This window comes from Limosilactobacillus fermentum, assembly GCF_013394085.1.
GTDB lineage: Bacteria > Bacillota > Bacilli > Lactobacillales > Lactobacillaceae > Limosilactobacillus > Limosilactobacillus fermentum.
Window position 1 is genome coordinate 1,407,392 of record NZ_CP040910.1, and the last position, 22,711, is coordinate 1,430,102.

Here is a 22,711-nt window from a genome sequence, read left to right on the forward strand (position 1 = left end):
ACACATTTTAAGATTTTTTTCAAGTCCCACGCCCCGTTCGCCGGTCAAATGCGGCAATGCTACAATGGTGGTAAACCGATTTCAAGGGGAATTATCATGGATCCACTTTACTTTGCCGTTAACCTTCTGGGGTTTCTCGGCCTCATCTTTACCATTTACCGGGGCCTGCGCTCCCACCAAGAAAAACGGGTCACGACCTGGTTGGTCATCACCCGTTTAATCATCCTGTTATTAGTCGGCCTAACGATCGTCGACCAGCTCCACTCCCTGCCGGCGTTTAATCCTTTATCGATCATCCGGGGCGTGTACCTTATTTTTTTGTTTGTGGTTAGCGAAGTCACCTTCGGCCGCAAGCAGGAAAGCTTTGGCAGTCCCCACCAAATGATGCGCTTGGAATTGTTAACGCTGGCTGGCATCCTAGTCTTGCCTTGGTAATTACAGTTGCCAGTAACCACTGGTAATCGTGTCGAGCATCTTTACTAACTGCTTGGTCTCCTTGACGTCGTGGACCCGTAGCACCCGCCCGCCGTGCAGGTACATGTAACTTTCGGCAATTAGGGTCACGTCTAGGCGATCGTCTTTGGCCAGACCAAAGAGTTGCTTACCAAAGCCCTTGCGCGAGATCGCCACGATCATCGGCCGCTTCAAATAGTTGAACTGGTCGAGGTTGCGCATCATGGCGTAGTCTTGTTCCCCGTCGGCAACCTTGGAGTAGCCAATCCCCTGATCCAAAAGAACCCGCTCCCGGTCGATACCGGCCTTTTCTAGCATCGCCAGGTTCTCCTCGAAGAAGTGCTTCATCGCCACCGTCAGGTTTTCGTATTCGTGTTCCCGGCTCGAGTGCATCGTCACCAGGCCAACCTGGCTATCTTTTAGCAGGGTTAACTTCTGATCGTCATCCAAAAAAGCGTTGACGTCGTTAATGATGTCCACCCCTAGTTCCACGGCCGCTTGCATGACCGGGTACTTGTAGGTATCCACGGCAATTGCCACCGCCGGGTAGTTAGCCTTTAAGTACTCGATGGCCGGGGTGATCCGCTTGATTTCTTCGTCGGGACTTACTTCCACAAAGCCACCGGGCTTGGTCGTTTGGCCACCAACCTCAATGATGTCGGCGCCATCCTTGACCATCTGATCGATGTGGGCCTTGACGTCGTCGGTTGCTTGGTAGCGTCCGCCGTCATAAAAGGAGTCCGGCGTCACGTTTAAGATCCCGTAAACCAAGGGGTGGGCGGTGACGTTAAAGGTGAACCGACCGGCCCGCCATAAGATCGCCGTTTCCTTAGTGAGCGCCTCTAAGGAGCTTTGGAGTTCGTCATCGGCTGGCCAGGCTTGCTTAGCCCACTTGACCAACACTGGTAAGGCGGCCTGCTTGACCATTAGGGCGATCCCGTCTGCTTGGCTAGCAAACGGGACGTCTAAACGTTCGATTAATTCAATAACGGCGCCCTGCTGTGCTTGGTCGACTTGCCAAAACAAAAAGCGCTGTTCTTCCACCGTGGCCAGTTGCGCTAGCACCGCCTGGTTAAAGGCGTCCGTGGTGGTTGGCATCTTAATTGAAATCTTCAATTCTCTTCTCCTTTAGTTGTTCCATCAGGTCCCGCGCCGCCCGGGAACGGTGCGCCTCTTTTAACCACTCCGCCGTTGGCAATAGCGCCAGCGGCTTTGTTTGTCCCGCCGGAATTAATAAGCGGTCAAAGCCCCGGTCATCGTCGCCCTGGGGAGTGGCCGCTAAGGTGCCGGTTAAGCAACCGTGGCCCACCGCCACTTCCTGGCCGTCACGAAAGAGACTGACCCAGGTTTCCATCGTAAATTCCCGGTCACGACCGGCCACCATCGCGAGGACGGTTTGTAGCCGGTCGCCGCCGTGTTCGTCCAGTTCGCGAGCGGTCCGGATCCCCAATTGACCCGGGCAAGCTGCTAAAGTCAGTCCCGAGTCGTCGGCTAAGACGTACTCACCCGGCATGACTTGGCTAACAAAGCGGGCCTTTTGCCGGGCGTTGTCTAGGTAGGACGCGACCCCCTCGGCAGGCATTGGCTGAGCTAGCTTGGGCGCCGGGGCGGCATCAATACCACTGCTGGAAAGGATCATGGCCAGCTCGGCAACCTTGCCCTGGTTGTGGCTAGCGATCCAAACTTTCATCATTGAGCCCCTCTTCTAATTCCTTGATTAGGTAAAATGAGCCGGTGACGATAATTACCCCGTTGGTCGGCGTTAGTTCACGAGCCAATTCCAGGGCTTCGCGGGCGTCGGGCGCCCATTCGTGACCCATTGCCGTTGCTAGCGGCCAACTGTCCATCGCCCGCCCGTGGTTATCCGGGGTGGTAAAGATCAGGTGGTCGGCAACCTGCTGGTACATGGTCACCATCCGTTCAACGTCCTTGTCGGCCAAAAAGCCCAGCACCATCGTTACCGGGCGGTCAGCAAAGTCCTCTTGGATGGTCGCCACCATTTGCTTAGCCGCATCCGGGTTGTGGGCGCCGTCTAGGATCACGAGCGGGTCGTGGTCAATTGCTTCCATCCGCCCCGGGAAGGTGACCCGTTGCAAGACCTTCTCCAGCATGGTCTGGTCAATGGTGACCCCGCCTTGCCGTAACTGTTCCACTATGGCCAGCGCCGTCGTTAGGTTCTCCGTTTGGTAGTGGCCATGAAGGTTGCACGGGCAGGTGAACTGTTCTTCCCCCATCTTTACCTTGGCGGTCCCGTCCGCAAGTTTGACCTGGACCCGGCTGGCCGCTTCCACTAGCGGTACGTCGGCTTCCTGAGCGCGTTGGGCCAGGATCTCCTTGGCCGCTTCTGGCTGGTTAGGCGCCACCACTAGGGCGCGGGTTTGGTACTTAATGATGCCGGCCTTGGCCTTGGCGATGTCTTCAATCTTGGACCCCAAAATTTGGGTGTGATCCAGGGCCAGGTGGGTGATTACCGCCAGGGCGGGGGCATCAATTACGTTGGTGGCGTCGTCTTGGCCGCCCAGCCCGCACTCGATCACTGCCCAGTCAACCGCTTGGTCGGCAAAGTATTGGAGCATCACGACCGTCCACCATTCAAAGATGGTTAGGTCCTGTTCGGTCATGTAGTCAGGTAGGGCGCAGAGAATCTTTTTAAAGGTCGTCACAAAGTCGTCCTTGCTAATCAGGTTCCCGTTGACCAGGACCTGTTCGCGGTCGCTAATCATTGCCGGCGAGTTGAAGTGGCCCACCTTGTAGCCGCTGGTGATCAAAAACCGGGCCACTAAGGACCCGGTCGAGCCCTTACCGTTGGTGCCGGCGACGTGAATAATTTGGTATTGGTGCTCCGGGTGGCCCAGGGCGTCTAATACCTGGTGCAAAATTTCTAAACGGTTGTCTTCGCCGGCCAGCATTTGCTTGGGTAGCCGGTCAATAATCTCTTGGTATTCACTCATGGTCGTCCCCTCACTTGGTCTAGGAATTCTTGTTTCAGGTTGGGTTGGTCAAAAAAGGCGCCGGTAAAGTGACTGGTGTAGGTAAACTGGCCGGCCTTGGTCACCCCCCGCATTTCCATGCACATGTGGCGGGCGGCCACCACCACCGCCACCCCGGCGGGATCTAGCAGGCGGGTCAGCTCCTGGACTAGTTCGGTGGTGACCCGCTCTTGCATCCCCGGCTTGTGGCTGACAAAGTCAACTAAGCGCGGGATCTTGGACAGGCCAATCACGCGGCCGTTTTTCGGTACGTAGGCAACGCTGACCGTGCCGAAGAAGGGCAAGAGGTGGTGTTCACACATCGAATAGAAGGGAATCTCTTGGATCGCCACCATTTCCGGGGTGTCTGCCACGTGAAAAACCTTGTAGTTGGTGACGGCTTCCGGGCGCTTAGCATCCAGGGAGGAAAAGATTTCCGCGTACATCTTCGCCACCCGCTCCGGGGTCTCCCGTAGGCCTTCGCGGTCAGGGTCTTCACCAAAGGCCTCAATCATCATCTTGGTGGCCTTGATTAATTTTTCTTGATCCATTCTGCTACTTCCTCTTTCTTAATTCGTTGGGTAAGCCACTCCCGGTCCGGGGTGTCCCTGATTAGTTGGGCTAGGTGCCAATATTCCTGTTCCTTGCCAGGCATGATTTCTTGCAGGGGCACCAGGACAAAGCGCCGGTTGGCCATTTCCAGGTGGGGAATCTTCAGGGTGGGGCTGGTTAACCGTGTGCACCCATACAAAACGATGTCTAAGTCGATCGTCCGCGGGCCCCAGTGGATTAAACGCCGCCGGTGAAGGCTTTGTTCAATGACGTGTAGCCAGGCCAACAGGTCCCGGGCGCTTAAGTTAGTGGACAGGCCCACGGCAATGTTGAGGAAGTTTGCTTGGACCACCCCACCGACCGGGGCCGTCTCGTAAACCGACGAAATGCTGGTTACCTCGATCTCCGGGCGCCGCTCTAACAACCGCACCGCTTGCTTTAAGTTAGCCAGGCGGTCCCCCATGTTAGTACCAATGCTCAAGTAGGCCTTAGTCCACATCGGACGCCCTCCCCGTCACCTCAATTTCAATGTTATCAAAGACGCCGGCAATTGGCACCGCATACTTGCGAATTCGCACCGTAATTGTCCCCAGGGCTGGGTACTGGGTCTGTAAAGTCTTTAATAACCCATTAGCGGCGCTTTCAATTAGGTTAAACTGGTGGCCTTCCAAAAACTCCTTGGTCGTGTCGTAAACGTCGGCGTAAGAAACCGTTTCGGTCAATTCGTCATGTTGCACCGCCGTTTCAATCGGGTAAGACATATCGAGGTCAACCTCTAGGCGTTGCCCCATCCGCTTTTCTTCGGCAAAGACCCCGTTATAAGTGTGAAAAACCATGTTATTAATTCGAATTTGCCCCATTCAATCACCTTTTCTCTTTATTTTGTTCGTTTTCTTCGTGCTTATCCATCATACCGCATTTTCTAATCAACGAGAACTCCCGGGAAGAAATTAAGGTAGGTGGTCAATAACCCCCAAGGTAGGCCTGCGGTTATCGACTACGTTTTCTGTCTAACATTTGGGAATACAGTAAGAGGCTAGGAAAAACGCTTTTCCCAGCCCCTTCTAAATTGTATTTATCGTGCGTTGAGCAAGACCGCCATCGCCACGATGTTATTGAGCATGTGGAGGGCGATGACGTTGCTTAGGTGACCGGTCTTGCGGTAAACAAAGGCAAAGACGGCCCCCATAAAGAAGTAAATCAAATACGAAACCGGCGTCGTGCTGGCGTGCTCCAGGGTAAAAACAACCCCGGATAACAAAATTGGCGGCCAAACCGCATCGTCTTTGAAAAACAGGTTCATTAAGACGCCCCGAAAGATCAGCTCCTCGGCCACCGGCGACAGTAAAATCCCGGAGCCGGCCACCAACATCATCATTAAAGACGAGCTTCCCATCAGGTTGGCGATCGTTTGGTTATTGGTCGTCTGGCTCTGGTGGTAGAGGGCCTGGTTTAAAATCGCCAACACGTCTTCGCCGGCAATCATCACCAGGTAGCCCCCGATTAACCAACCGAGCCGGCTACCCACCCCTTGGGGCCTTGGTGTCCACCGGCGGTACTTGTAAAACAGGTGGGTCGCCCAAACGATAATGGCGACAAAGACCACTAAGTCAACGACCAGCCACCTGGTTGCCACCGAGGGATGACTGTACATATTCTGCTTAACCAGTAGTTCAAAAATTGGTGGAATCTGAATCGAAACCGCCAGTAACACCATGATCAGGACCCGCTTGGGCAGGGCCGGCCTTGTCTCGTCCATCGTTGACGCCCCCCTTTTTTACTTAACGGCTGCCGTTGACGACCGCACCACTAGTTCGACGGGTAAGCTAATTTGCTGGGTTGGCGCCTGCGGGTTACTAATTCGGCTGAGCAAAAGGGCGCTGGCCTTTTCCCCCAGTTCCTCAATTGGCTGGGCCACCGTCGTCAGTTGCGGGGTGACGTAGCGGTCTAAGTCAATCCCGTCAAAGCCGACCACCGATATGTCATCGGGGACCTTGACCCCCCGCTCGGCCAGTCCCCGGTACAGGCCAAGCGCCATTTCATCGTTCGCGGCAAAGACCGCCGTCGGCTTGGTCGCTAAAACGGCGTCGGTGGCCTCGTAGCCCCCCTGCTTGGTGAGGGTGCCATAAACTACCTGGCTAGCCGGGTCAAAGTCGATCCCCTCTTCGGCAAGCCCGCGGACAAAGCCGTGCTGGCGCTCCTCAATATTTTTAACGTTCTTAGGGAAGAGCAGCGTGATCTTTTGGTGCCCTTCCTTAGCCAAGTGCTTGGCAACTAGGTAGCCCCCCTGGTCGTTATCGACTTCAATCCGGTCGCCGTCCGGGGTGTCGTTTTGGTCAAAGAGTAGGTAGGGTACCTGGAGGGGCTTTAAAATCTCGTCGATCGTCTGGGTCGTTACCGAAGCCGAGGCGATGATCAGGCCGTCAACGGAGCGCTCCACCAGCCGCTGTAGGTAGTAGCGTTCCTGGTCTTCTTCGTGGTCGGCCGAAAAGATCAGCGGCATAAAGCCCGCCTGACGCGTTGCCTTTTGGATTCCCTTGACAAAGGCGGCGAAGAAGGGGTTGGCAATGTTTGGTAACAAGACCCCGATCGTCTTCGATGAGCGCATGATTAGGTTGCGGGCGTTAAAGTCCGGGACGTAGTTCAGCTGTTTTTTAAGGGTGAGCACTTTTTCCCTGGTTTGTTCGCTAAAGCGCTGGCCCTTCCCGTTTAGGATCTGGGAGACCGTGGTGACCGAAACCCCCGCTTGCTTGGCGAGGTCGCGGATGGTGATTTTATTTGCCATGACTGTTCCTTCTTGTTGTTGATCTTAATAAAACAGTTTACTAAATTTTTAGTGTTCTGACCATTCCTCTTGCTTATTCCTGGTGGAAAACCTGATCCAAAACCTTGCGGGCGGTGGCGGTTTGCGTCCCGCGCACCCTTACGTAGTCGATCTGGGCCAGCAAGATTTCGTACTCCCATAAAGAAGATAAGTCGTGGGAGTTGAAGTAGTGGAGGGTTAGCTTAATCGTCCCCAGGTCGCTAATCACCCCGGTAAAATCGTCGCCCCCCTTGTACTTTTTGGTTCCAATCACCAGCGGCAAGTCATTTTGATAGGAGTCAGTTAGCAGGGTGCGCAAGATGTTTTTTCCCTGGTAATCGTGATCGTGCAAGAAATCTTGTAGGTGCCACAGGTCAAAGTAACCATTTTCCTGGGCGACCTTGCACTTGAGCGAAACGGTCGTTAAGTAATCAGTTTGGCTCCGGACCCGGTGAATGGAGGCCAGCCGGACCGCCGTTAAACCGTTGATCTTACCGTCCCAATCGATCCCGAGTAAGAGGACAAACAATTCGTCGACGGCCAACACAAAGCCGACGTCAAAGGTCTCGCCAGCCTCGTCAAAATCGTGGACCTCCACCAAACTCCCCTGTTGTTTGCTGACGGCTAGTTGCGCCCGGATTTGTTCTTGTGTCATTAGTTCCATTTTCTTGTTCCCTTCTGGGCAAAGGGGTTGCCCGTTAATTTCATTATCCTCAATTATTTAATGATGGGCAAGCCCGAGCTTTTGTAGTAGAATTGTTTCGTTACGAAAAAATTTTAAAGGGGAGTCATCATGGTGATTATCACAGCAGGAATGATCGGGGTTGGCAAGACCACCCTCACCGCCAAAATTGCCGAACACTTAAACACGAAGGCCTTTTTTGAACCCGTGGGGGAAAATCCCGTCCTCCCCCTCTACTACAAGGATCCTAAGCAGTACGGTTTCTTGTTGCAAATCTACTTTTTAAACAAGCGCTTTTCCATGATCAAGCAGGCCCTGTCCGACGACAACAACGTCTTGGACCGCTCAATTTACGAAGACGCCCTCTTCACCCGGGAAAACAACGCCGAGGGAAACATCACCGATACCGAACTGGGGGTTTACCTCTCCTTGCTCGATAACATGATGAACGACCTCGAACGGCTGCCCAAGAAGGCGCCGGACCTGATGGTTTATTCGGAAACCAACTTTGACACGATCCTCTACCGGATCAAAAAACGGGGCCGCGATTACGAACAAATCGACGCCAACCCCGAGTTAAAGGATTACTACTACAAGATGTGGTCGGCCTACAAGCAATGGTACCAAGATTACGATGCCTCGCCGAAGATGAAGATCGACCTTGATAAGTACAACTTAGAGGACGAACAAAACGTGGCCACCGTTCTGGCAATGATTGATGACCGCTTAAAAGAAATTCGATAAATTAGAAGTGCGGACCAACCATTGGCAGGGCACGGCACCTTCCTAACATTCAAAGCTTAAACAAAAGTCGTTGAGCGATCTTTTTCGCCCAACGACTTTTTATTTGGTCACTAATTTCCGCAACCAGGCGAGCAACCCCACCGAACCGGCACCACCGGCCACTGGCACCGGCCACGGGACCCCGCCAGCCTTTACCGGACTGGCGGTCTCCTTGGTGTTGGCCGGTGAAGCTGCAACTGAACTGGTGGCGGCGGAGCTTAGGGGCGCCGTCGTGACTTCAGCTGCTTGTGCTTGGCTGGTTGACGTTGGCGACGCCCCCTGTTGGTCATACTGGTCAAGTTGGTAAGCCTCAATCAGTTGGTTGAGCTTGGCCTGGTAATTAGGGTCGGTCGCGTAGGTCCCGGTTAAAGCAGCCGTCGCCTGGCGGTAGCTGTTAGTAGTTGACCGGTGGACACCCCGGTAAAGCCCCTGGTTTAGCACCTTAGCGTAGTCGGCAAAGCTAGCGCTGACGTCGGCGTAGCTCTTAAAGCCGGCCGTAATCGTCACGTCTTGACCGCCCAGGTTTTCCGTGGTCGGCATTACCACCCCGGTTCCCTTGATACCAAAGAGGTTATGGTGTAACCGGCTCAGGTCACTGTTGCCCCAGTTAGATTCCAGGGCCGCTTGGGCAATCATCACCGACGGGTAGAGATCGTATTCCTGACCGATTTTGACGGCGGCCGGTGCCACCTGGTTAATGAATTGACGCTGGCTGATTGTCGGGGGCAAGGGAGCGTAGCGTTCGTGGTAATCGGCCGCCGGGGTGACCGTTGCCTCGGCTTGGCTAGCCACTGCGCTCCCGTCGCTGAGCGATTCCGCCGGTGCTGCCTGTTCATCCCCGCTATCACTTGGTGCGCTGGTCGCTTCCGTTGGTTCCGTACTTGACGCTGCGCTCGTTACTTGTGACGTAGAGGTTGAACTAGCGGCCGGCGCCTCCCTAACCGGGTGGTCGGCAAGCCACTGCTGGCCTCTCGTTAATCCCTCCTGGTAACCGGCTAATTCCACCGGATCGGTTGGCTGGTGGTGCTCACCGGTCAGTAAATCCTCCCCGGCCAACTTGACTCCCGCTAGGTAACGGGCCTGTTCTTCTTGTGTCCACCCTTGATTAGTCGCCGCCTTAGCCGTCATTGGCAACGCTAGGGCTGCGATCAGGGTGGTGACTGTCATCAACTTCTTCATCAAAATCCCTCCTTCACCCTTAAATACGCAAGAATTGGGGAGGTTAACGAAAAACGCCCGGCCATTTTTGCCGAGCGTTTTTTCATTAAACTAATAAATTACCACCGGTTCGTCAACCGACAAGTCATTGAAGGCGTTTGGGGCGTCATAAGTGTGCATGTTGACACACCCGTTGGACCCGTTGTTGACGTAGGCGGTTGTCGACCAGTCGGTCCGCCAGGAAGCATCGTGGAAACCACAGCCGGATTCGGTAAACGGTGCCCAGTAAGAAACTGGCGAGGCGTAAGCCTTCCCGGTATCGCCAATCCCGCGTAGGGTCGTATTGCGCTGCTTGTACATGATGTAGTAAACCCCGGTTGGCGTATCATCGCCACTGGATTGCTTACCAGTTACCACCCTTGCACTGTAGACCAGCTTACCATCCTTGTAGAACCAGGCCGTTTGGGCTGAGATCGAAACTTCGGCGTAGGTATCACCGATGCCGTTGTTACTGGTGGTCCCGTAGCCGACCCCACCGGTGTTGTAGCCGATTCCGTAAACGTCGGCCTTCGCACTAACGCTGGTCGTCCCCTTCAGCAGGGCGTCCGTCAAGGTCTTGGTGGCCTTAGTCGTGCTAATCCGCCAACCGTAGGACCCTTGGGCACTGGTCGTAATTGTGTTGCCGGCGTGGGTCTTAAACTTAAAGGACTTGCCGAGCGTCGACTGGGCCTTGTTGATCTTGGCAATCTCCTGATCAAGGGCGGCGGTATCAAACTGGTACTGCCCGTTTTGATAGGTTGCCTTGGTGATGATATCGTCACTAGTCAGGGTGTAGGACTTGTTTTCAACCTTATAGGTGATCTTCTTGTTGCTGAGCTTCTTTAAGGCCGCTACTTCCTTTTTGACCGCGGCGCTGTTTTTAGTCAATGGCGTCTTCACCTTTGCGGTCAGCTGGATCGAATCGGCGGCCAATTGGTTACTCAATTCGGCTTGAATCTTGGATGTATCGTAAGCGGTCCCTTTCTTGGGGCTGGTGACCGTTACCTTGTTATCCTTCCAAACCGCCTTGGCGTCCACGGCCATCACCCGGTTTTGGTTTAACTTATCAACCGCCACCTTAATTGCCTTCTTCATGGCCGAAAGTTGGCTGGTATCCAACTCCGACGGGGTCAACTTGTAGTTAGTCTTTTTCGCTGACGGCAAGATGGTGGCCTGTTCCTTTAAGGCCTTGGTTACCTTGGCCTTGTCGGCGCTGGTGTAGCCAGACGAGGTGCTGGTTCCCTCGTAGATTTTTTTACCGTTCAGGTAAACGTCGTTGCTACGTTTTTGGGAGGCGAGCTTTTGGTAAGCTGCTTCACTAGTCAGGCCACCGACCTTCACCCCGTTGATGGTCACGTTCTTGTTAAAGTGGGAGTGGTGGTAGTAGCCGCTAGCGCCCAAGCCACCAATCACTGCCACGGCGGCCAGCGCCCCCCAAATTAACTTCTGGGTCTTTTCCATGTAGGTCCTCATTCTTATCAAGCGATCTGTTAGTAAGGTTAATTATAACAGGTTAACTGTGAAAATTGAGAGAAAAAAAGACCGCACCGCCCTTAAAGTTTGAGGGAGGGTGCGGTCTTTAGCGCTTACAGTTCCGGATAAGAGGCCCGCTTAACGCTAATCGGCTTATTTTCACTGTCGGTCTTGACCACCGTGACGTCGCACGGGGCCTGGCGTACCACGTAGGCCGCCGTCGAGCCGACAATCATCCGCCCGATCACGTTGAGCCCAGAAGCCCCGATCACGATCAGGTCGATGTGGTTGTCCTTTGGGTAGGACTCGGTCAGTTCCACCTTGGCGTTACCGATCATCACGTCCGTGTGCACATCCGTTACGCCCGCCGCAACCGCTTCTTCTTTCATCTTGGTTAAAACGTCCGTCATCTTCTTGGTGGCGTCGTCGTAAAGGCCGCGGTCCACGAAGCCGTAGCCTAAGGTTGAACCGCTCGGGTACTGTTCCCCGTTAATTACGCTCACCAGGTGCAAGGTGGCGCCGTTTTCCTTTGCCACGTGCAACCCCTTTTCAAAAGCCACTTGGGATTGCTTTGAACCATCAACCCCGACCATTACATTTTTGTATTCTACCATATAGAATCACCTCCAAGTGATTACATCATCCGTCCTTGTGTTTATTTTACCACGGTAAACCGTACAATGAAACCGTTCCCTAATCAGTGACCAGGTCGTGAATGGCTTCCATGTAGATTGCCATTGATATGATCAGGTCGTTGACCGGTTGGAATTCGTTGGCCTGGTGCATGGTGTTGGTCGTGGTCGGCATCAAAGCACCAAAGGCAACCCCGCGCTTCATCAGGCGGCCGTACGTCCCGCCGCCGACCACTTCTGGCTGGGCCCCCTGATCGCCGGTCTGGTGAATGTAGGCCTTCATCAGGGTTTGCACCAGCGGGTCGGCCGGGTCAACGTAGTGGGGAACTTCCCCGTCTTGGTAGGTAACGGTGAAGTGTAGCGGTTCGGCCACCTTCGCCACCGCCGCTTTGATTTCATCCGGGGTAATCCCCTTAGGGTAGCGGAAGTTCATGTCAATGTGGGCGCCGGTTTGTTGATCAAAACTCAAGAGCCCCGCGTTCATCGTCATTTCCCCCATTACCGGGTCGCTAAAGGCGGCGTTAAACTTATCCATCCGGGTGTCTAAGTGTAAGTAGTCGGCCACGTAAGCGACAAAATCCTTGGCAAACCCGCCGAGCCGGAGCTGCTTTAAGAAGGTGGCCAGGTAAGTGGCGGCGTTAATCCCCTTTTCCGGTTCCATTCCGTGGGCGGCCTTACCGATCACTTCAATGTGGGCGCCGTCGGGTTCAACCTCGATGGATCCGGTAACCGGGTTTTCGTCTAAAAAGGCCGTGAAGCGGGTGACCAGGTCCTCGTTGTCGGCGACTTCCACGACCGCCGTTGCTTCCCGGGGTACCATGTTGAAGCGCAGCCCGGCGTCAAAGGACTTCAGCAGGTCGCCATCGCCGTTGCCTCCCGGCAGGTCCAAGAGCATTGAAACCTGGCCCTTTTCCCCGTTGATCACCGGGAACTCGGCGTCCGGTGAGAAACCAAAGGTCGGCGCCGGTTCAACCTCGAAGTAACGGTGCATCCCGGTCCAATCGGCCTCTTCGTCGGTCCCGACGATGAAACGAACCTTCTTGTTGAAGTGAACCCCCTGGTCCTTTAAGGTCTTCAAGGCGTAGTAGGCGGCCATCCCCGGCCCCTTATCGTCAGAAGCACCGCGGCCAATCAGGTTACCGTCTTTGATCACCGGGTCAAAGGGATCGGTGTCCCAACCGTTGCCGGCCGGCATCACATCCAAGTGGGCTAAGATGGCAAGGGTTTCATCACCCTCCCCCCACTCGGCGTAGCCCACCAGGTTATCGATGTTTCTGGTCCGGAAACCGTCTTGATCGGCCATTTCTAAAAAGGCGGCTAGGGCTTGGGCCGGGCCGGGTCCCAGTGGGTAGTCGGCGGTCGCCTGTTCGTCATCCCTGACGCTTTCGATTTTCATCAAGGAGATCAGGTCGGTTAGGTAATCTTCCCTTTGTGCGTTAGCTTCTTTTAACCAATCGGTCATTTTTTTACCCTCCATCATGTTCACTTTGTTACAGATAATGATACCATAAAGCTAACGGGGACTAAAATGGTCCCCCTGAATTCGTTTTCAGCCGAGGGGGAATTTAAATGAAGGATTTAACTGAACAGATACTACAAGATGTGATCACCACCCGGCCCCAGGAAAGCTTTAAGGGCACCTTTGGCAAGGTCCTCTTGGTTGGGGGCAACCACCAGTTTGGCGGGGCGATCATCATGGCCGCCACGGCCGCCGTCAACGCCGGGGCCGGCCTGGTAACGGTCGCCTGCGACCTGGTCAACCGGACCGCCTTGCACGCCCGGCTTCCCGAAGCGATGGTGATTGATTTTTCCAACCAAGCCGCCCTGCTTGAAATGCTTAACGGCGTCGATACGATTGTCGTTGGCCCGGGCTTGGGGGAAGAGGAGCAAAGTCTTGCGGTGTTAAAGACCGTTTTTGCAAATACCAAGCCCACCCAAACCGTGGTGATTGACGGATCGGCCATTACCCTAATGGCCACCCACCAACTAGCGGCGCCGGCCGGTCACCTAGTCTTCACCCCCCACCAAATGGAATGGCAACGCCTCTCCGGTATCCCAATCAAGGACCAAGCAGAAGCCCTTAACCAAGCGGCCCAAGAAAAACTGGGGGGAACCGTCGTTTTGAAGCGCCACCACACCGAAATCTACACTGCCAACGGCACCTTCCGCTTGCCAATCGGTTCGGCGGCCCAAGCGGTTGGCGGGATGGGCGACACCCTGGCCGGGATGGTTGGTGGCTTTTGCGCCCAGTTTAAGGAGGCTGGCGACCAGGCCGTCTTAGCCGCCGTTTACGCCCACTCCGCCATCGCCGATCAGATTGCCAAAGACCAATACATTGTTTTACCCACCCAAATTGCAACGGCTTTGCCCTCCTTCATGAAAAAGGTTGAACAAGGCCCGGCTACCCACCACATTGGTTTTTTAGGGGGGGAATTAAGATGTTAAAAGAAGTTCACTTGACCAGCCCGCTGCCTACCGCACAACAAGCCATTGAGGACCGCCTCCACCAACGGGGCTTTAAAATCTTTGCCGCCATCGACCAGGCTGCAGAAGCCCAAAACGTCGGCCTAACACTGAAACCCACCGTCCTCTTGATTTTTGGTAACCCCAAGGTTGGTACCCTGTTGATGCAAGAAGACGACCAGGTCGCCTTTGAGTTACCAATTAAACTGTTACTGGTGGCAGAAGGCGACCACACCAAGGCCCTCTACCGTGACCCGCACGATTTTCCCAACGCCACTAAGCTAAGCGAGGCCGGTCAACAAATCATCGCCAACATGGCTAACCTTTACCAGTCCGTTTTAGCCGACCTATAGAAAAACTCCCGCCCAGCTCGAAACCCGAGCGGCGGGAGTTTTCTTTATTTAATATGGAAACGAGTTCGCAGGCCGGCGAAGCGATCACCGAGTAGGGTATCAACCAAGCGGTACTTAAGGGCCAGGTAGGCAAAGACCCCACCACCGATGACCACCCCGATTACCAGGGTGAAAAAGGCGTTGAAGCGCCCGTACGGACTAACCACCAGCCCCAACAAGAGCATCACCACTTTGACCACGGCAAACATGATCAAGGAAAAGGCGAGGATCTGGTTGGTTGGCTGGGCCATCTCGTTGAAGTGCAAGGTGAACTCCCGGTTAAAGGAGTGCAGGATGCAGTAGTTGATAAACAGCATCGCCACCGCCGTTGCCAGCAGGGGCCCCAGCCCCTTAAAGAGCCAGATGGCGGGAACTTGCACGATAAACTTAATGATGATCCCCACGAACAAGAAGCGCATCATCTTCTTGTTTTCGGAGATCCCCTGCATCATGGCCGCCCCAACCGTGTACATCCCGTACGGAATCGACATGAAGGCGGCAAACTGCAACACCGTGATGCCGGCCGCGTCGTAGCGGTAAAAGACCGTGTAAATCTGTTGGGCCACCGCCGCTAACCCTAGGGCCGCCGGTACCATGATGAAGTAAAAGAGCAGCAGGGCGTTTTCAATTTGGCGCCGCATGTCTTGAATGTCATTTTTAGCCCGGGCCTCGGCCAACAGCGGGATCGCCGTGGCGGCCATGGCAGAAGCTAAGGAGATAATAATCATGTACAGCTTGTTGGCGTTAAAGGAGAACAGGGCGTAAACCGTGTTGAGTTGGTAGGCGCTGTAGTTGCCAAACCACTTCATGATGTCAAAGAAGGTGTACTGGTCAATCAATTGAAACAGGGTGATCCCGGATTCAATCACGATAAAGGGAATTGACTGGTAAATAATTTCACCAATTAACCGCCGGGTCGACACCCCCGTCGCCACTTCACCCTGGCTCACCAGGGCGTCCATCTCGCGCTTGCGCCGTAAAAAGGAGTAGGCTAACAAGACAATTGACCCCAACGCCCCGATGAAGGCGGCAAAGGTCGATTGGGTAACGGCTTTGACCCAGTTACCACTGCCCATCTCCATGATCACGAAGGTGGCCAGCAGCATGTAGATGACCCGCAACAGTTGTTCCACAAACTGCGACATGGCGGAAGGGGCCATCCAGTTGTACCCCTGCAAAAAGCCCCGGGTGATGCTCATGCCGGGGATCACGAGGACCGCCCAGGCTAGCGACTGAATGACCGGAATTACATCCGGGTCGCCCCCATCAAGCAGGGAGGCCCCGAAAAACATCAGGATCGAGCAGACCAGCCCCATCGCCACCGAGACGTACATCCCCGAGTGGTACAAGCGGCGGGAGACCCCGTACTGGTTAATCCCGTTGTAGTGGGCCACCATCTTGGAAATCGCCGAGGGGATCCCGGCCGTTGCGACCATCAAAAAGAGGCTGTAGATGTTATACCCCTTAGCAAAGAGGGCGTTGGCCTGGTTGGAATAGGCCCCCATCCAAGTCACCCACGGGATGATGTAGATGGCACCCAAAATCCGGGAGAGGATCGAGCCCGCCGTCATCCATGCAGAACCGGAGATCATTTTGCGCCGCGAATCGTCAAGGGAGGCGGAAGAAGCCCCCGGTTGATTACGTGAATCCATATCTTTCTTTCCTCGATTTTTAAAAAATTACAATTCCCCTTATTCTAGCCTTATTTAATGGGGGTCGCAAACCCTTTTAACTACCGCTCCTCTTTGTCCCCCACTTAGCTTATCAATACTTATCTAAATCAGTGGTGATAAGTTCCACGTGAAAGTCCCGGTACTGCTCACTTATTTCCCGTTGGTCGCTCGGCGCGGGGACCGGTTCGCGGTGGCTTTGTAGGTCGCTAATGATTATCGCTAGACCAATGGTTGCCCGCAGGCGGGCTCGGTCAAGGTCTTCGTCCACCACGTCGGCATCCGGTAGGTCCGGAAAGTGGATGGTATAGCCCTGCGATGTTTTTTTAATGACGGCTGGATAGGTTGTTAGTTCCATTTTAATTACCAAATGAAGAAAAGGTTGGAAAAACTACGAGTTTTCCCAGCCTCTTACCGTGTGTTCGAATGTTAGACAGATAACGTGCTCCCCAACCACGGGCCTAGTGCCTAAGTACGGTCAAGGAACGATGCTTTCCGCATCAACCCTTGCCCTAGCTTAGTCAAACGGCCCGTCGAGGAGGTTGGGTCACACTCCCAAAGATAACGTGCTCCCCAACCACAGGCCTAGTGCCTAAGTCCAGACACAGAACACCGCGTGCCGCGCTAACCTGCGTCTTACCCTTAGCCCACGGCCTGTTTGATAGGTTGGTCCGCACTTCCTAATAACGTACTCCCCAATCACAGGCCTAGTGCCTAAGTCTGGCCACAGAACACCGCTGGCGCGCTAACCTGTGTCCTATCCTTAGCCCACGGCCCGTTTAATAGATTGGGTCGCACTTCCTACTTCACGACGATGTTAACGATCCGGTTTGGAATCACGATCACCTTCTTGACGTCCTTGCCGTCCACAAAGGAGTGAACGTGCTCGTTAGCCAAGGCAGCGTCTTCAACGTCCTTGTTATCGGCGTCCTTAGCCATCTTAATCTTGGCCCGGACCTTCCCGTTAACCTGGACGATCATTTCGACCTCATCTTCCACCAGGGCCTTTTCGTCATAGGTTGGCCACGGTTGGTAAGTGATGGTTTCTGATTCGTTGAATTGGCTCCACAGTTCTTCGGCCAGGTGCGGCATCAACGGCGCAATCATCTTAACAAAGCCCTCCATGTACTCTAACGGCAAGTTGTCAACCTTGTAAGCTTCGTTGACAAAGACCATCAGTTGGGAAATGGCGGTGTTAAAGTGCATCCGTTCAAAGTCGTCGGTCACCTTCTTAACGGTTTGGTTGTAGACCTTGGTCAACTTACCGTCGTTGTAGGTGGACACCCGGTCGCGTAGGTGGTTGTTGTCGTCCATCAAGAGGCGCCAAACCCGTTGCACCCACTTGTTGGACCCGTGCAGGCCCTTTTCATCCCACGGCACCGATTCTTCCAGCGGTCCCATGAACATTTCGTACAGGCGCAGGGTATCGGCCCCGTATTGGTCGACGATGTCATCCGGGTTCACCACGTTGCCCTTGGACTTGGACATCTTTTCGTGGTTGGAGCCCAGGATCATCCCCTGGTTAACCAACTTCATGAACGGTTCCTTAGTTGGTACCAAGCCAAGGTCGTAGAGGACCTTGTGCCAGAAACGGGCGTACAAGAGGTGTAAGACGGCGTGTTCGGCTCCCCCCACGTAAAGGTCAACCGGTGACCAGTAGTCGAGGGCTTCTTTGGAAGCGAACTCCTTGTCGTTGGTCGGGTCGGTGTAACGCAGCCAGTACCAAGAAGAGCCGGCCCACTGTGGCATCGTGTTGGTTTCCCGCTTCCCGTGGCGGCCGTTTTCATCGTAGACGTTGACCCAGTCTTCGATGTTAGCTAACGGGCTTTCCCCGGTCCCGGACGGTTCAATGTTGTCGGTTTCCGGCAGGCGCAACGGCAACTCGTCTTCCGGTACTAATGAAGTCGTGCCGTCGTCCCAGTGGATAACCGGGATCGGTTCACCCCAGTAACGTTGGCGCGAGAAGATCCAGTCACGGAGCCGGTAGTTAACCTTCTTGCCCCCGCAGTCATGTTCTTCCAGCCATTCCACCATCTTGGCCTTGGCTTCCTTGATGTTTAAGCCGTCCAAGAAGCCGGAGTTGACGTGGGCACCATCTTCGGTGTAGGCCTCTTCCCCGTTGAATCCTTCGACCACCGGCGTGATTGGCAGGTTAAACTTAGTGGCGAACTCAAAGTCCCGTTGATCACCGGATGGCACCGCCATGACCGCCCCGGTCCCGTAGGAGTTCAAGACGTAGTCGGCCGTCCAGATTGGTAACTGTTCGCCGTTAACCGGGTTGATGACGTAGGCACCGGTGAAGACCCCGGTCTTTTCCTTGCTTAACTCGGTCCGTTCCAGGTCGGAACGCCGGGACGCCTCTTCCTTGTAGGCGTCAACGGCGGCCTTTTGTTCCGGCGTCGTCAGTTGGTCAACCAGTTCGTTTTCCGGTGCCAGCACCACGTAGGAAGCACCAAAGAGGGTATCGGCCCGGGTGGTAAAGACCTCAATTTCGACCCCGTCGTGACCAACCACCTTAAACTTGACGCTGGCCCCCTCTGAACGGCCGATCCAGTTGCGTTGCATTTCCTTAACGCTTTCCGGCCAGTCAACCAGGTCCAAATCATCGATCAAACGGTCGGCGTAAGCGGTGATCTTTAAGACCCACTGACGCATCGGTACCCGGTAAACTGGGTAACCACCCCGTTCGGTCTTACCATCGACGACTTCTTCGTTGGCAACCACGGTCCCGCCCATGAAGTCGGGTGCCCAGTTAACCATGATTTCATCTTCGTAGGCTAAACCCTTCTTGTAGAGCTGCTCAAAGATCCACTGGGTCCACTTGTAGTAGTTCGGATCGGTCGTGTTAACTTCGCGGTCCCAATCGTAGGAAAAACCAAGTGATTGAATTTGGTCGCGGAAGTGGTCAACGTTTTGGTTAGTGAAGTCAGCCGGGTTGTGACCGGTCTTTAAGGCGTATTGTTCCGCCGGTAGCCCAAAGGCGTCCCAGCCCATCGGATGTAAGACGTTGAAGCCCTGCATCCGCTTGAGCCGTGACATCACGTCGGTGGCCGTGTAACCTTCCGGGTGACCAACGTGTAACCCTTGACCAGACGGGTACGGGAACATGTCTAAGGCGTAGTACTTCTTTTGGTCCTTGTCCAAAGTGGCCTTAAAGGTCTTGTGTTGCTTCCAGTAGCGTTGCCATTTCTTTTCAATCGCTTTGTGATCGTATGCCATGATCAAATCCTCCAATCAATTCGCGTGACTAAACCGGAAGGGACAAAAAAACGCCCCGTTGTGCTTAACACAAACGGGACGAATTTCTCCGCGGTACCACCCATCGTTCCACGTTGCCGTGGCCCTTAGCCCCTTAACGCGGGAAACGAGGACGACTACTGGTTTCACCGCCCTTTAGCGGGGTGAGTTCACCCGGCTTGCCCTCCACATTTCCAGCCCCATGTGGTCTCTTTAAGGGTCGCCCCGGGTTACTTTTCCCCTTCCGGTCTGATATTATGGTTACCACTATACCATAAATTTTGACACGTGGGCGCTCCTTTTAATTTCTTTGTTAAAAATGCGCACCCTTCTGGAGGAACTTTTGAATAACCATTACAAGTCTTTATCGTTAACCATTGGCGCCAGCGCCCTGGTGATCTTTTTGCTCTGTGCGTGGCTGGTGGGAAGCCACGCACCAGCCCTCAACGCTAACGATGCGGCGCTCCGTTCTTTAGTTAACGCCCACCGCACTAACTGGGGGACCGCCTTTTTCACCCACCTCACCCTAGCTTACAACTCCACCGGTACCACGATCATCGCCGGGTTCGTCACCCTGGTGGCTTTGCTCGGCTTTAGCTGGCGGGCCGGGCTCCAGGTCGCCTTAACGGTCGCCACCGGCTCTTGGCTTAACCACTACCTCAAGTCCCTTTTTCAGCGCCCGCGGCCAACTAACGACGTCTTGATGCACTACGGTGGCTGGTCCTTCCCCTCGGCCCACGCGGCCCTGAGCGCCCTGACGATGGGGTGCTTAGTCCTGTTAATCTTGCGGACCAAGTGGCCGACTAAGTACCGCCACCCCCTGGCAACGTTGGCGGTCGTCTTTGCGCTTTTGATCGGCTTTTCGCGCCTCTACGTTGGTGCCCACTTCTTGTCCGATGTCATCGGTGGTTGGGCGCTAGGGATTACCGTGGTCGCCTTTTTTGACGCCCTCTTTCACCGCTTCTTACCCTACCAGGTCCGCTCCGTTCAGCGGGCCAAGCGTCGCCGCCCGCGCCCACGGTCAAACCGGCCCCGGGCCCGGCGGTACTAAATAAGGAGAATGGAAAATAACCTCCGAAGCAGGTCGTATGACTAAGCTAGGACGAACGGTTGGTGCGGACCGCACCGTTCTTCGTCCGTACTTAGGCACTAGGCCTGCGGTTATTGACCACGTTTTCTGTCTAACATTCGTGAATATAGTAAGGGGCCAGGAGAAAGCTGTGCTTTCCCCTGGCCCCTTTAAGGTTTCTAACTATTTCAGCTCCTCAGTGCGGTACTCCCCACCATTGGGGCGCCCAACCAACACGCCTTATTGCCGGATCTGACCGTCCCCGGTGATCTGGTACTTGATCGTCGTTAACTGGGCCAACCCCATTGGGCCCCGTGCGTGAAGCTTTTGGGTTGAGATCCCAATCTCGGCGCCAAAACCAAACTCACTACCGTCGGTGAAGCGCGTCGAGGCGTTAACGTAGACGCAGGCCGAATCAACCCGCTGTTGGAAGGCCCGGCCCCGCTCCATGTCCTTGGTGATGATTGCCTCGGAGTGGTGGGTCGAGTGCTGGTTAATCCACTGGATGGCCTCATCCAGGTCGTCAACCACCTTGACGGCCATGATTAAATCGTTATATTCGGTATCCCAATCGGCGTCGGTGGCCGGTACCAGGTCACTGACGATCGCCCGGGCCCGCTCATCACCGCGAACCTCAACCCCGTGTTCCCGCAGGGCGGCCACCAGGCTTGGCAACTGCTCTTCGGCCACGGCCTGGTTTACCAAGAGCTTTTCGGCGGCGTTGCAAACGGACGGGCGTTGCACCTTGGCGTTGACCACGATCGGTGCGGCCACGGCCAAATCGGCGCTCTGGTCGATGTAAATGTGGCAGTTACCGGCCCCGGTTTCAATCACCGGCACGGTCGCCGTCTCCAACACCCGGGCGATCAAGCCCTTGCCCCCACGGGGAATCAAGACGTCGATGTAGCCGGTGAGGTGCATCATTTCCGTGGCGACCGCGTGACTTTGGTCCTCCACCAGTTGAACCGCATCCTTTGGCAACCCGCTTTCCGTCAGCGCCACTTGCAAACACGCCACGATCGCTTGGTTAGACCGGGCGGCTTCCTTGCCCCCACGCAGGATCACAGCGTTGCCGGACTTGAGGGTCAAGGCGGTGGCGTCGGCGGTCACGTTTGGCCGGGCCTCAAAGATGATTCCCACCACCCCCAATGGCACCCGCCGTTGGATGATCTCTAAGCCGGCGTAGTTGACCCAGCCGCGGTCGATCTTGGCCACCGGGTCGTCTAAGTTAGCGACGGTTTCTAGGCCGGTTGCCATGTCGTCGATTCGTTGCGGTGTTAAGCGTAAGCGGTCGACAAACTTGGCCGGCATCTCCTTTGCACTAGCGAGGTCAGCCTCGTTAGCCGCCAAGATCGTTGCTTGGCCAGCCCGTAAGGCCGTGGCCATCTTGAGTAAGGCGTCGTTTTTTTGCTTGGTGGTTAATTGCGCTACTACTTGACTAGCTTCCTTGGCCCGTTGGCCCATTTCTTCCATCATCGTCATGGTTAATTCCCCTTTCCAAAGCGAGTTCCAATTTCCTTACCGGCAAGTACGTCCTTAATGATCGCCGGGTCCTTACCGTTACATAAAATCATCTGCTTACCCGCAGCCAACATCGTCTTAGCCGCCCGTAACTTGGTCACCATCCCCCCGGTTCCCAGGCCGCTGCCACTGCCCCCGGCGGCCGCCTCCATTTCCGGCGTCAGCTGTTCGACGTGGCGAATCACCTTGGCGTCGGGGTCTTGGTGGGGATCGGCGTCGTAAAAGGCGTCGATGTCAGACAAGACAATCAGCTTGCTTGCGCCAACCTTGACGGCCACCTGAGCCGATAACTCGTCGTTGTCCGAAAACATGGTGTGGTGATCGAGTTCGTCAACGGCGACCGGGTCGTTTTCGTTGACGATCGGGATTACCTTATCGGCCAAGAGGACCTCGAAGGTGTCGATTACGTGTTGCAAGCTAACCGGGAAGGTCAACACGTCCCGGGTAATCAGGATCTGGCCGACCTTAGTTTGGTAATCCAAGAAGCGTTGGGAGTAGATCCGCATCAACTCGGTTTGCCCAATCGAGGCTAAGGCCTGCTGGCGGGCGATTTCCGCCGGCCGCTTGGTCAAGCCCAAACTGGCTAACCCCACCCCGATGGCCCCGGAAGAAACCAGGATCGGTTGGTATCCCTGGTTGTTAACGCAAGCTAGGGTAAAGGCTAACCGGTCGATGGAGGCTAGGTTGACCCGGCCGTTTTCTTGGATTAGGCTGGAGGTCCCAATCTTAACCACAATTCGTTCTTTATCTGCCATAATCATTCTCCTTAAAACAAAAGCCCGCCTTCAATTGGGGCACCCTTGCAGGCGGTACCA

The 22,711-nt window shown here is 54.9% G+C and carries 23 protein-coding genes and 1 other annotated feature; of the genes, 5 read left to right on the forward strand and 18 right to left on the reverse strand.

The features are described from left to right. Positions 1-96 precede the first annotated feature (96 nt). Complete coding sequence (locus tag FG166_RS07045; RefSeq protein ID WP_015639256.1) at positions 97-435, forward strand: hypothetical protein; 339 nt, start codon at positions 97-99, stop codon at positions 433-435. Here FG166_RS07045 and folP read toward each other — a convergent pair whose 3' ends face one another. From folP to FG166_RS07090, 9 genes are all read right to left on the reverse strand, one after another. Further along, a complete protein-coding gene (gene folP, locus FG166_RS07050) occupies positions 436-1,569 on the reverse strand; it encodes a dihydropteroate synthase (protein WP_014562558.1) in 1,134 nt (377 codons plus the stop codon). After that, on the reverse strand, positions 1,553-2,146 hold the full coding sequence (locus FG166_RS07055) for a non-canonical purine NTP pyrophosphatase (RefSeq protein WP_003683665.1): 594 nt from the start codon (positions 2,144-2,146) through the stop codon (positions 1,553-1,555). The genes folP and FG166_RS07055 overlap by 17 nt, the downstream gene beginning before the upstream one ends. Continuing rightward, positions 2,124-3,404, reverse strand: coding sequence for a bifunctional folylpolyglutamate synthase/dihydrofolate synthase (locus FG166_RS07060; protein ID WP_003683663.1), 1,281 nt, complete (start codon positions 3,402-3,404; stop codon positions 2,124-2,126). The genes FG166_RS07055 and FG166_RS07060 overlap by 23 nt, the downstream gene beginning before the upstream one ends. Further along, entirely contained in the window at positions 3,401-3,973 is a 573-nt protein-coding gene (gene folE, locus FG166_RS07065) for a GTP cyclohydrolase I FolE (protein ID WP_003683662.1), read from the reverse strand. Before folE ends, FG166_RS07060 begins: the two co-directional genes overlap by 4 nt. Continuing rightward, positions 3,955-4,473, reverse strand: coding sequence for a 2-amino-4-hydroxy-6-hydroxymethyldihydropteridine diphosphokinase (gene folK / locus FG166_RS07070; RefSeq protein WP_003683660.1), 519 nt, complete (start codon positions 4,471-4,473; stop codon positions 3,955-3,957). The genes folE and folK overlap by 19 nt, the downstream gene beginning before the upstream one ends. Further along, a complete protein-coding gene (folB, locus tag FG166_RS07075) occupies positions 4,463-4,834 on the reverse strand; it encodes a dihydroneopterin aldolase (RefSeq protein ID WP_003683659.1) in 372 nt (123 codons plus the stop codon). Before folB ends, folK begins: the two co-directional genes overlap by 11 nt. Before the next feature lie 215 nt (positions 4,835-5,049). Next, on the reverse strand, positions 5,050-5,733 hold the full coding sequence (locus tag FG166_RS07080; RefSeq protein ID WP_003683657.1) for a CPBP family intramembrane glutamic endopeptidase: 684 nt from the start codon (positions 5,731-5,733) through the stop codon (positions 5,050-5,052). An 18-nt stretch (positions 5,734-5,751) separates the two neighbouring features. Further along, complete coding sequence (rbsR, locus tag FG166_RS07085) at positions 5,752-6,759, reverse strand: ribose utilization transcriptional repressor RbsR (protein ID WP_003683655.1); 1,008 nt, start codon at positions 6,757-6,759, stop codon at positions 5,752-5,754. 73 nt (positions 6,760-6,832) lie between these two features. Next, positions 6,833-7,441, reverse strand: a complete 609-nt coding sequence (locus FG166_RS07090) for a hypothetical protein (protein ID WP_003683654.1) — start codon at positions 7,439-7,441, stop codon at positions 6,833-6,835. A 129-nt stretch (positions 7,442-7,570) separates the two neighbouring features. Between FG166_RS07090 and FG166_RS07095 the strand changes: the two genes are divergently transcribed. Continuing rightward, entirely contained in the window at positions 7,571-8,203 is a 633-nt protein-coding gene (locus tag FG166_RS07095; RefSeq protein WP_003683652.1) for a deoxynucleoside kinase, read from the forward strand. A 99-nt stretch (positions 8,204-8,302) separates the two neighbouring features. Here the strand turns inward: FG166_RS07095 and FG166_RS07100 are convergent, their stop codons facing one another. From FG166_RS07100 to pepV, 4 genes are all read right to left on the reverse strand, one after another. After that, the gene (locus FG166_RS07100; RefSeq protein WP_003683650.1) at positions 8,303-9,421 is read right to left on the reverse strand and encodes a glycoside hydrolase family 73 protein; all 1,119 of its coding nucleotides are present in this window, start codon (positions 9,419-9,421) and stop codon (positions 8,303-8,305) included. A 90-nt stretch (positions 9,422-9,511) separates the two neighbouring features. Further along, positions 9,512-10,900, reverse strand: coding sequence for a L,D-transpeptidase family protein (locus FG166_RS07105; protein ID WP_035431133.1), 1,389 nt, complete (start codon positions 10,898-10,900; stop codon positions 9,512-9,514). Positions 10,901-11,025: 125 nt separating this feature from the next. Continuing rightward, positions 11,026-11,526 carry a universal stress protein gene (locus FG166_RS07110; protein ID WP_003683646.1) on the reverse strand — a complete coding sequence of 167 codons (501 nt, stop codon included), beginning with the start codon at positions 11,524-11,526 and terminating at the stop codon, positions 11,026-11,028. A gap of 79 nt (positions 11,527-11,605) precedes the next feature. Further along, positions 11,606-13,006, reverse strand: a complete 1,401-nt coding sequence (gene pepV, locus FG166_RS07115; RefSeq protein WP_035431130.1) for a dipeptidase PepV — start codon at positions 13,004-13,006, stop codon at positions 11,606-11,608. A gap of 107 nt (positions 13,007-13,113) precedes the next feature. Here pepV and FG166_RS07120 point away from each other — a divergent pair, with 107 nt between their 5' ends. Continuing rightward, the gene (locus FG166_RS07120; protein WP_003683642.1) at positions 13,114-13,989 is read left to right on the forward strand and encodes an NAD(P)H-hydrate dehydratase; all 876 of its coding nucleotides are present in this window, start codon (positions 13,114-13,116) and stop codon (positions 13,987-13,989) included. Then, positions 13,983-14,360, forward strand: a complete 378-nt coding sequence (locus FG166_RS07125) for a DUF302 domain-containing protein (protein WP_003683641.1) — start codon at positions 13,983-13,985, stop codon at positions 14,358-14,360. The genes FG166_RS07120 and FG166_RS07125 overlap by 7 nt, the downstream gene beginning before the upstream one ends. A gap of 44 nt (positions 14,361-14,404) precedes the next feature. On the opposite strand, the gene FG166_RS07130 is transcribed toward FG166_RS07125, so the two are convergent. The 3 genes from FG166_RS07130 to leuS all read right to left on the reverse strand — a co-directional run bounded on the left by FG166_RS07130 (position 14,405) and on the right by leuS (position 19,288). Next, complete coding sequence (locus FG166_RS07130) at positions 14,405-16,051, reverse strand: putative polysaccharide biosynthesis protein (protein WP_035431125.1); 1,647 nt, start codon at positions 16,049-16,051, stop codon at positions 14,405-14,407. Positions 16,052-16,163: 112 nt separating this feature from the next. After that, positions 16,164-16,427 carry a type II toxin-antitoxin system HicB family antitoxin gene (locus tag FG166_RS07135; protein WP_003683636.1) on the reverse strand — a complete coding sequence of 88 codons (264 nt, stop codon included), beginning with the start codon at positions 16,425-16,427 and terminating at the stop codon, positions 16,164-16,166. A 443-nt stretch (positions 16,428-16,870) separates the two neighbouring features. Next, positions 16,871-19,288 carry a leucine--tRNA ligase gene (leuS, locus tag FG166_RS07140; RefSeq protein WP_003683635.1) on the reverse strand — a complete coding sequence of 806 codons (2,418 nt, stop codon included), beginning with the start codon at positions 19,286-19,288 and terminating at the stop codon, positions 16,871-16,873. 71 nt (positions 19,289-19,359) lie between these two features. Then, positions 19,360-19,562 (reverse strand) — a binding site (T-box leader). An 87-nt stretch (positions 19,563-19,649) separates the two neighbouring features. Between leuS and FG166_RS07145 the strand changes: the two genes are divergently transcribed. Then, positions 19,650-20,357, forward strand: coding sequence for a phosphatase PAP2 family protein (locus FG166_RS07145; protein ID WP_237048799.1), 708 nt, complete (start codon positions 19,650-19,652; stop codon positions 20,355-20,357). A gap of 258 nt (positions 20,358-20,615) precedes the next feature. On the opposite strand, the gene FG166_RS07150 is transcribed toward FG166_RS07145, so the two are convergent. Together FG166_RS07150 and proB are read right to left on the reverse strand one after the other, a co-directional pair. Next, entirely contained in the window at positions 20,616-21,857 is a 1,242-nt protein-coding gene (locus FG166_RS07150; protein WP_003683632.1) for a glutamate-5-semialdehyde dehydrogenase, read from the reverse strand. Positions 21,858-21,859: 2 nt separating this feature from the next. Then, the gene (gene proB / locus FG166_RS07155; protein WP_003683630.1) at positions 21,860-22,657 is read right to left on the reverse strand and encodes a glutamate 5-kinase; all 798 of its coding nucleotides are present in this window, start codon (positions 22,655-22,657) and stop codon (positions 21,860-21,862) included. Positions 22,658-22,711 lie beyond the last annotated feature (54 nt).

Excerpts from the sequence above, each read along its gene's own strand:
- FG166_RS07045 (WP_015639256.1), top strand. The coding sequence starts at position 97 with ATGGATCCACTTTACTTTGCCGTTAACCTTCTGGGGTTTCTCGGCCTC.
- FG166_RS07055 (WP_003683665.1), bottom strand. The coding sequence starts at position 2,146 with ATGATGAAAGTTTGGATCGCTAGCCACAACCAGGGCAAGGTTGCCGAG.
- FG166_RS07060 (WP_003683663.1), bottom strand. The coding sequence starts at position 3,404 with ATGAGTGAATACCAAGAGATTATTGACCGGCTACCCAAGCAAATGCTG.
- folE (WP_003683662.1), bottom strand. The coding sequence starts at position 3,973 with ATGGATCAAGAAAAATTAATCAAGGCCACCAAGATGATGATTGAGGCC.
- folK (WP_003683660.1), bottom strand. The coding sequence starts at position 4,473 with ATGTGGACTAAGGCCTACTTGAGCATTGGTACTAACATGGGGGACCGC.
- folB (WP_003683659.1), bottom strand. The coding sequence starts at position 4,834 with ATGGGGCAAATTCGAATTAATAACATGGTTTTTCACACTTATAACGGG.
- FG166_RS07080 (WP_003683657.1), bottom strand. The coding sequence starts at position 5,733 with ATGGACGAGACAAGGCCGGCCCTGCCCAAGCGGGTCCTGATCATGGTG.
- rbsR (WP_003683655.1), bottom strand. The coding sequence starts at position 6,759 with ATGGCAAATAAAATCACCATCCGCGACCTCGCCAAGCAAGCGGGGGTT.
- FG166_RS07090 (WP_003683654.1), bottom strand. The coding sequence starts at position 7,441 with ATGGAACTAATGACACAAGAACAAATCCGGGCGCAACTAGCCGTCAGC.
- FG166_RS07095 (WP_003683652.1), top strand. The coding sequence starts at position 7,571 with ATGGTGATTATCACAGCAGGAATGATCGGGGTTGGCAAGACCACCCTC.
- FG166_RS07100 (WP_003683650.1), bottom strand. The coding sequence starts at position 9,421 with ATGAAGAAGTTGATGACAGTCACCACCCTGATCGCAGCCCTAGCGTTG.
- FG166_RS07105 (WP_035431133.1), bottom strand. The coding sequence starts at position 10,900 with ATGGAAAAGACCCAGAAGTTAATTTGGGGGGCGCTGGCCGCCGTGGCA.
- FG166_RS07110 (WP_003683646.1), bottom strand. The coding sequence starts at position 11,526 with ATGGTAGAATACAAAAATGTAATGGTCGGGGTTGATGGTTCAAAGCAA.
- pepV (WP_035431130.1), bottom strand. The coding sequence starts at position 13,006 with ATGACCGATTGGTTAAAAGAAGCTAACGCACAAAGGGAAGATTACCTA.
- FG166_RS07120 (WP_003683642.1), top strand. The coding sequence starts at position 13,114 with ATGAAGGATTTAACTGAACAGATACTACAAGATGTGATCACCACCCGG.
- FG166_RS07125 (WP_003683641.1), top strand. The coding sequence starts at position 13,983 with ATGTTAAAAGAAGTTCACTTGACCAGCCCGCTGCCTACCGCACAACAA.
- FG166_RS07130 (WP_035431125.1), bottom strand. The coding sequence starts at position 16,051 with ATGGATTCACGTAATCAACCGGGGGCTTCTTCCGCCTCCCTTGACGAT.
- FG166_RS07135 (WP_003683636.1), bottom strand. The coding sequence starts at position 16,427 with ATGGAACTAACAACCTATCCAGCCGTCATTAAAAAAACATCGCAGGGC.
- leuS (WP_003683635.1), bottom strand. The coding sequence starts at position 19,288 with ATGGCATACGATCACAAAGCGATTGAAAAGAAATGGCAACGCTACTGG.
- FG166_RS07150 (WP_003683632.1), bottom strand. The coding sequence starts at position 21,857 with ATGACGATGATGGAAGAAATGGGCCAACGGGCCAAGGAAGCTAGTCAA.
- proB (WP_003683630.1), bottom strand. The coding sequence starts at position 22,657 with ATGATTATGGCAGATAAAGAACGAATTGTGGTTAAGATTGGGACCTCC.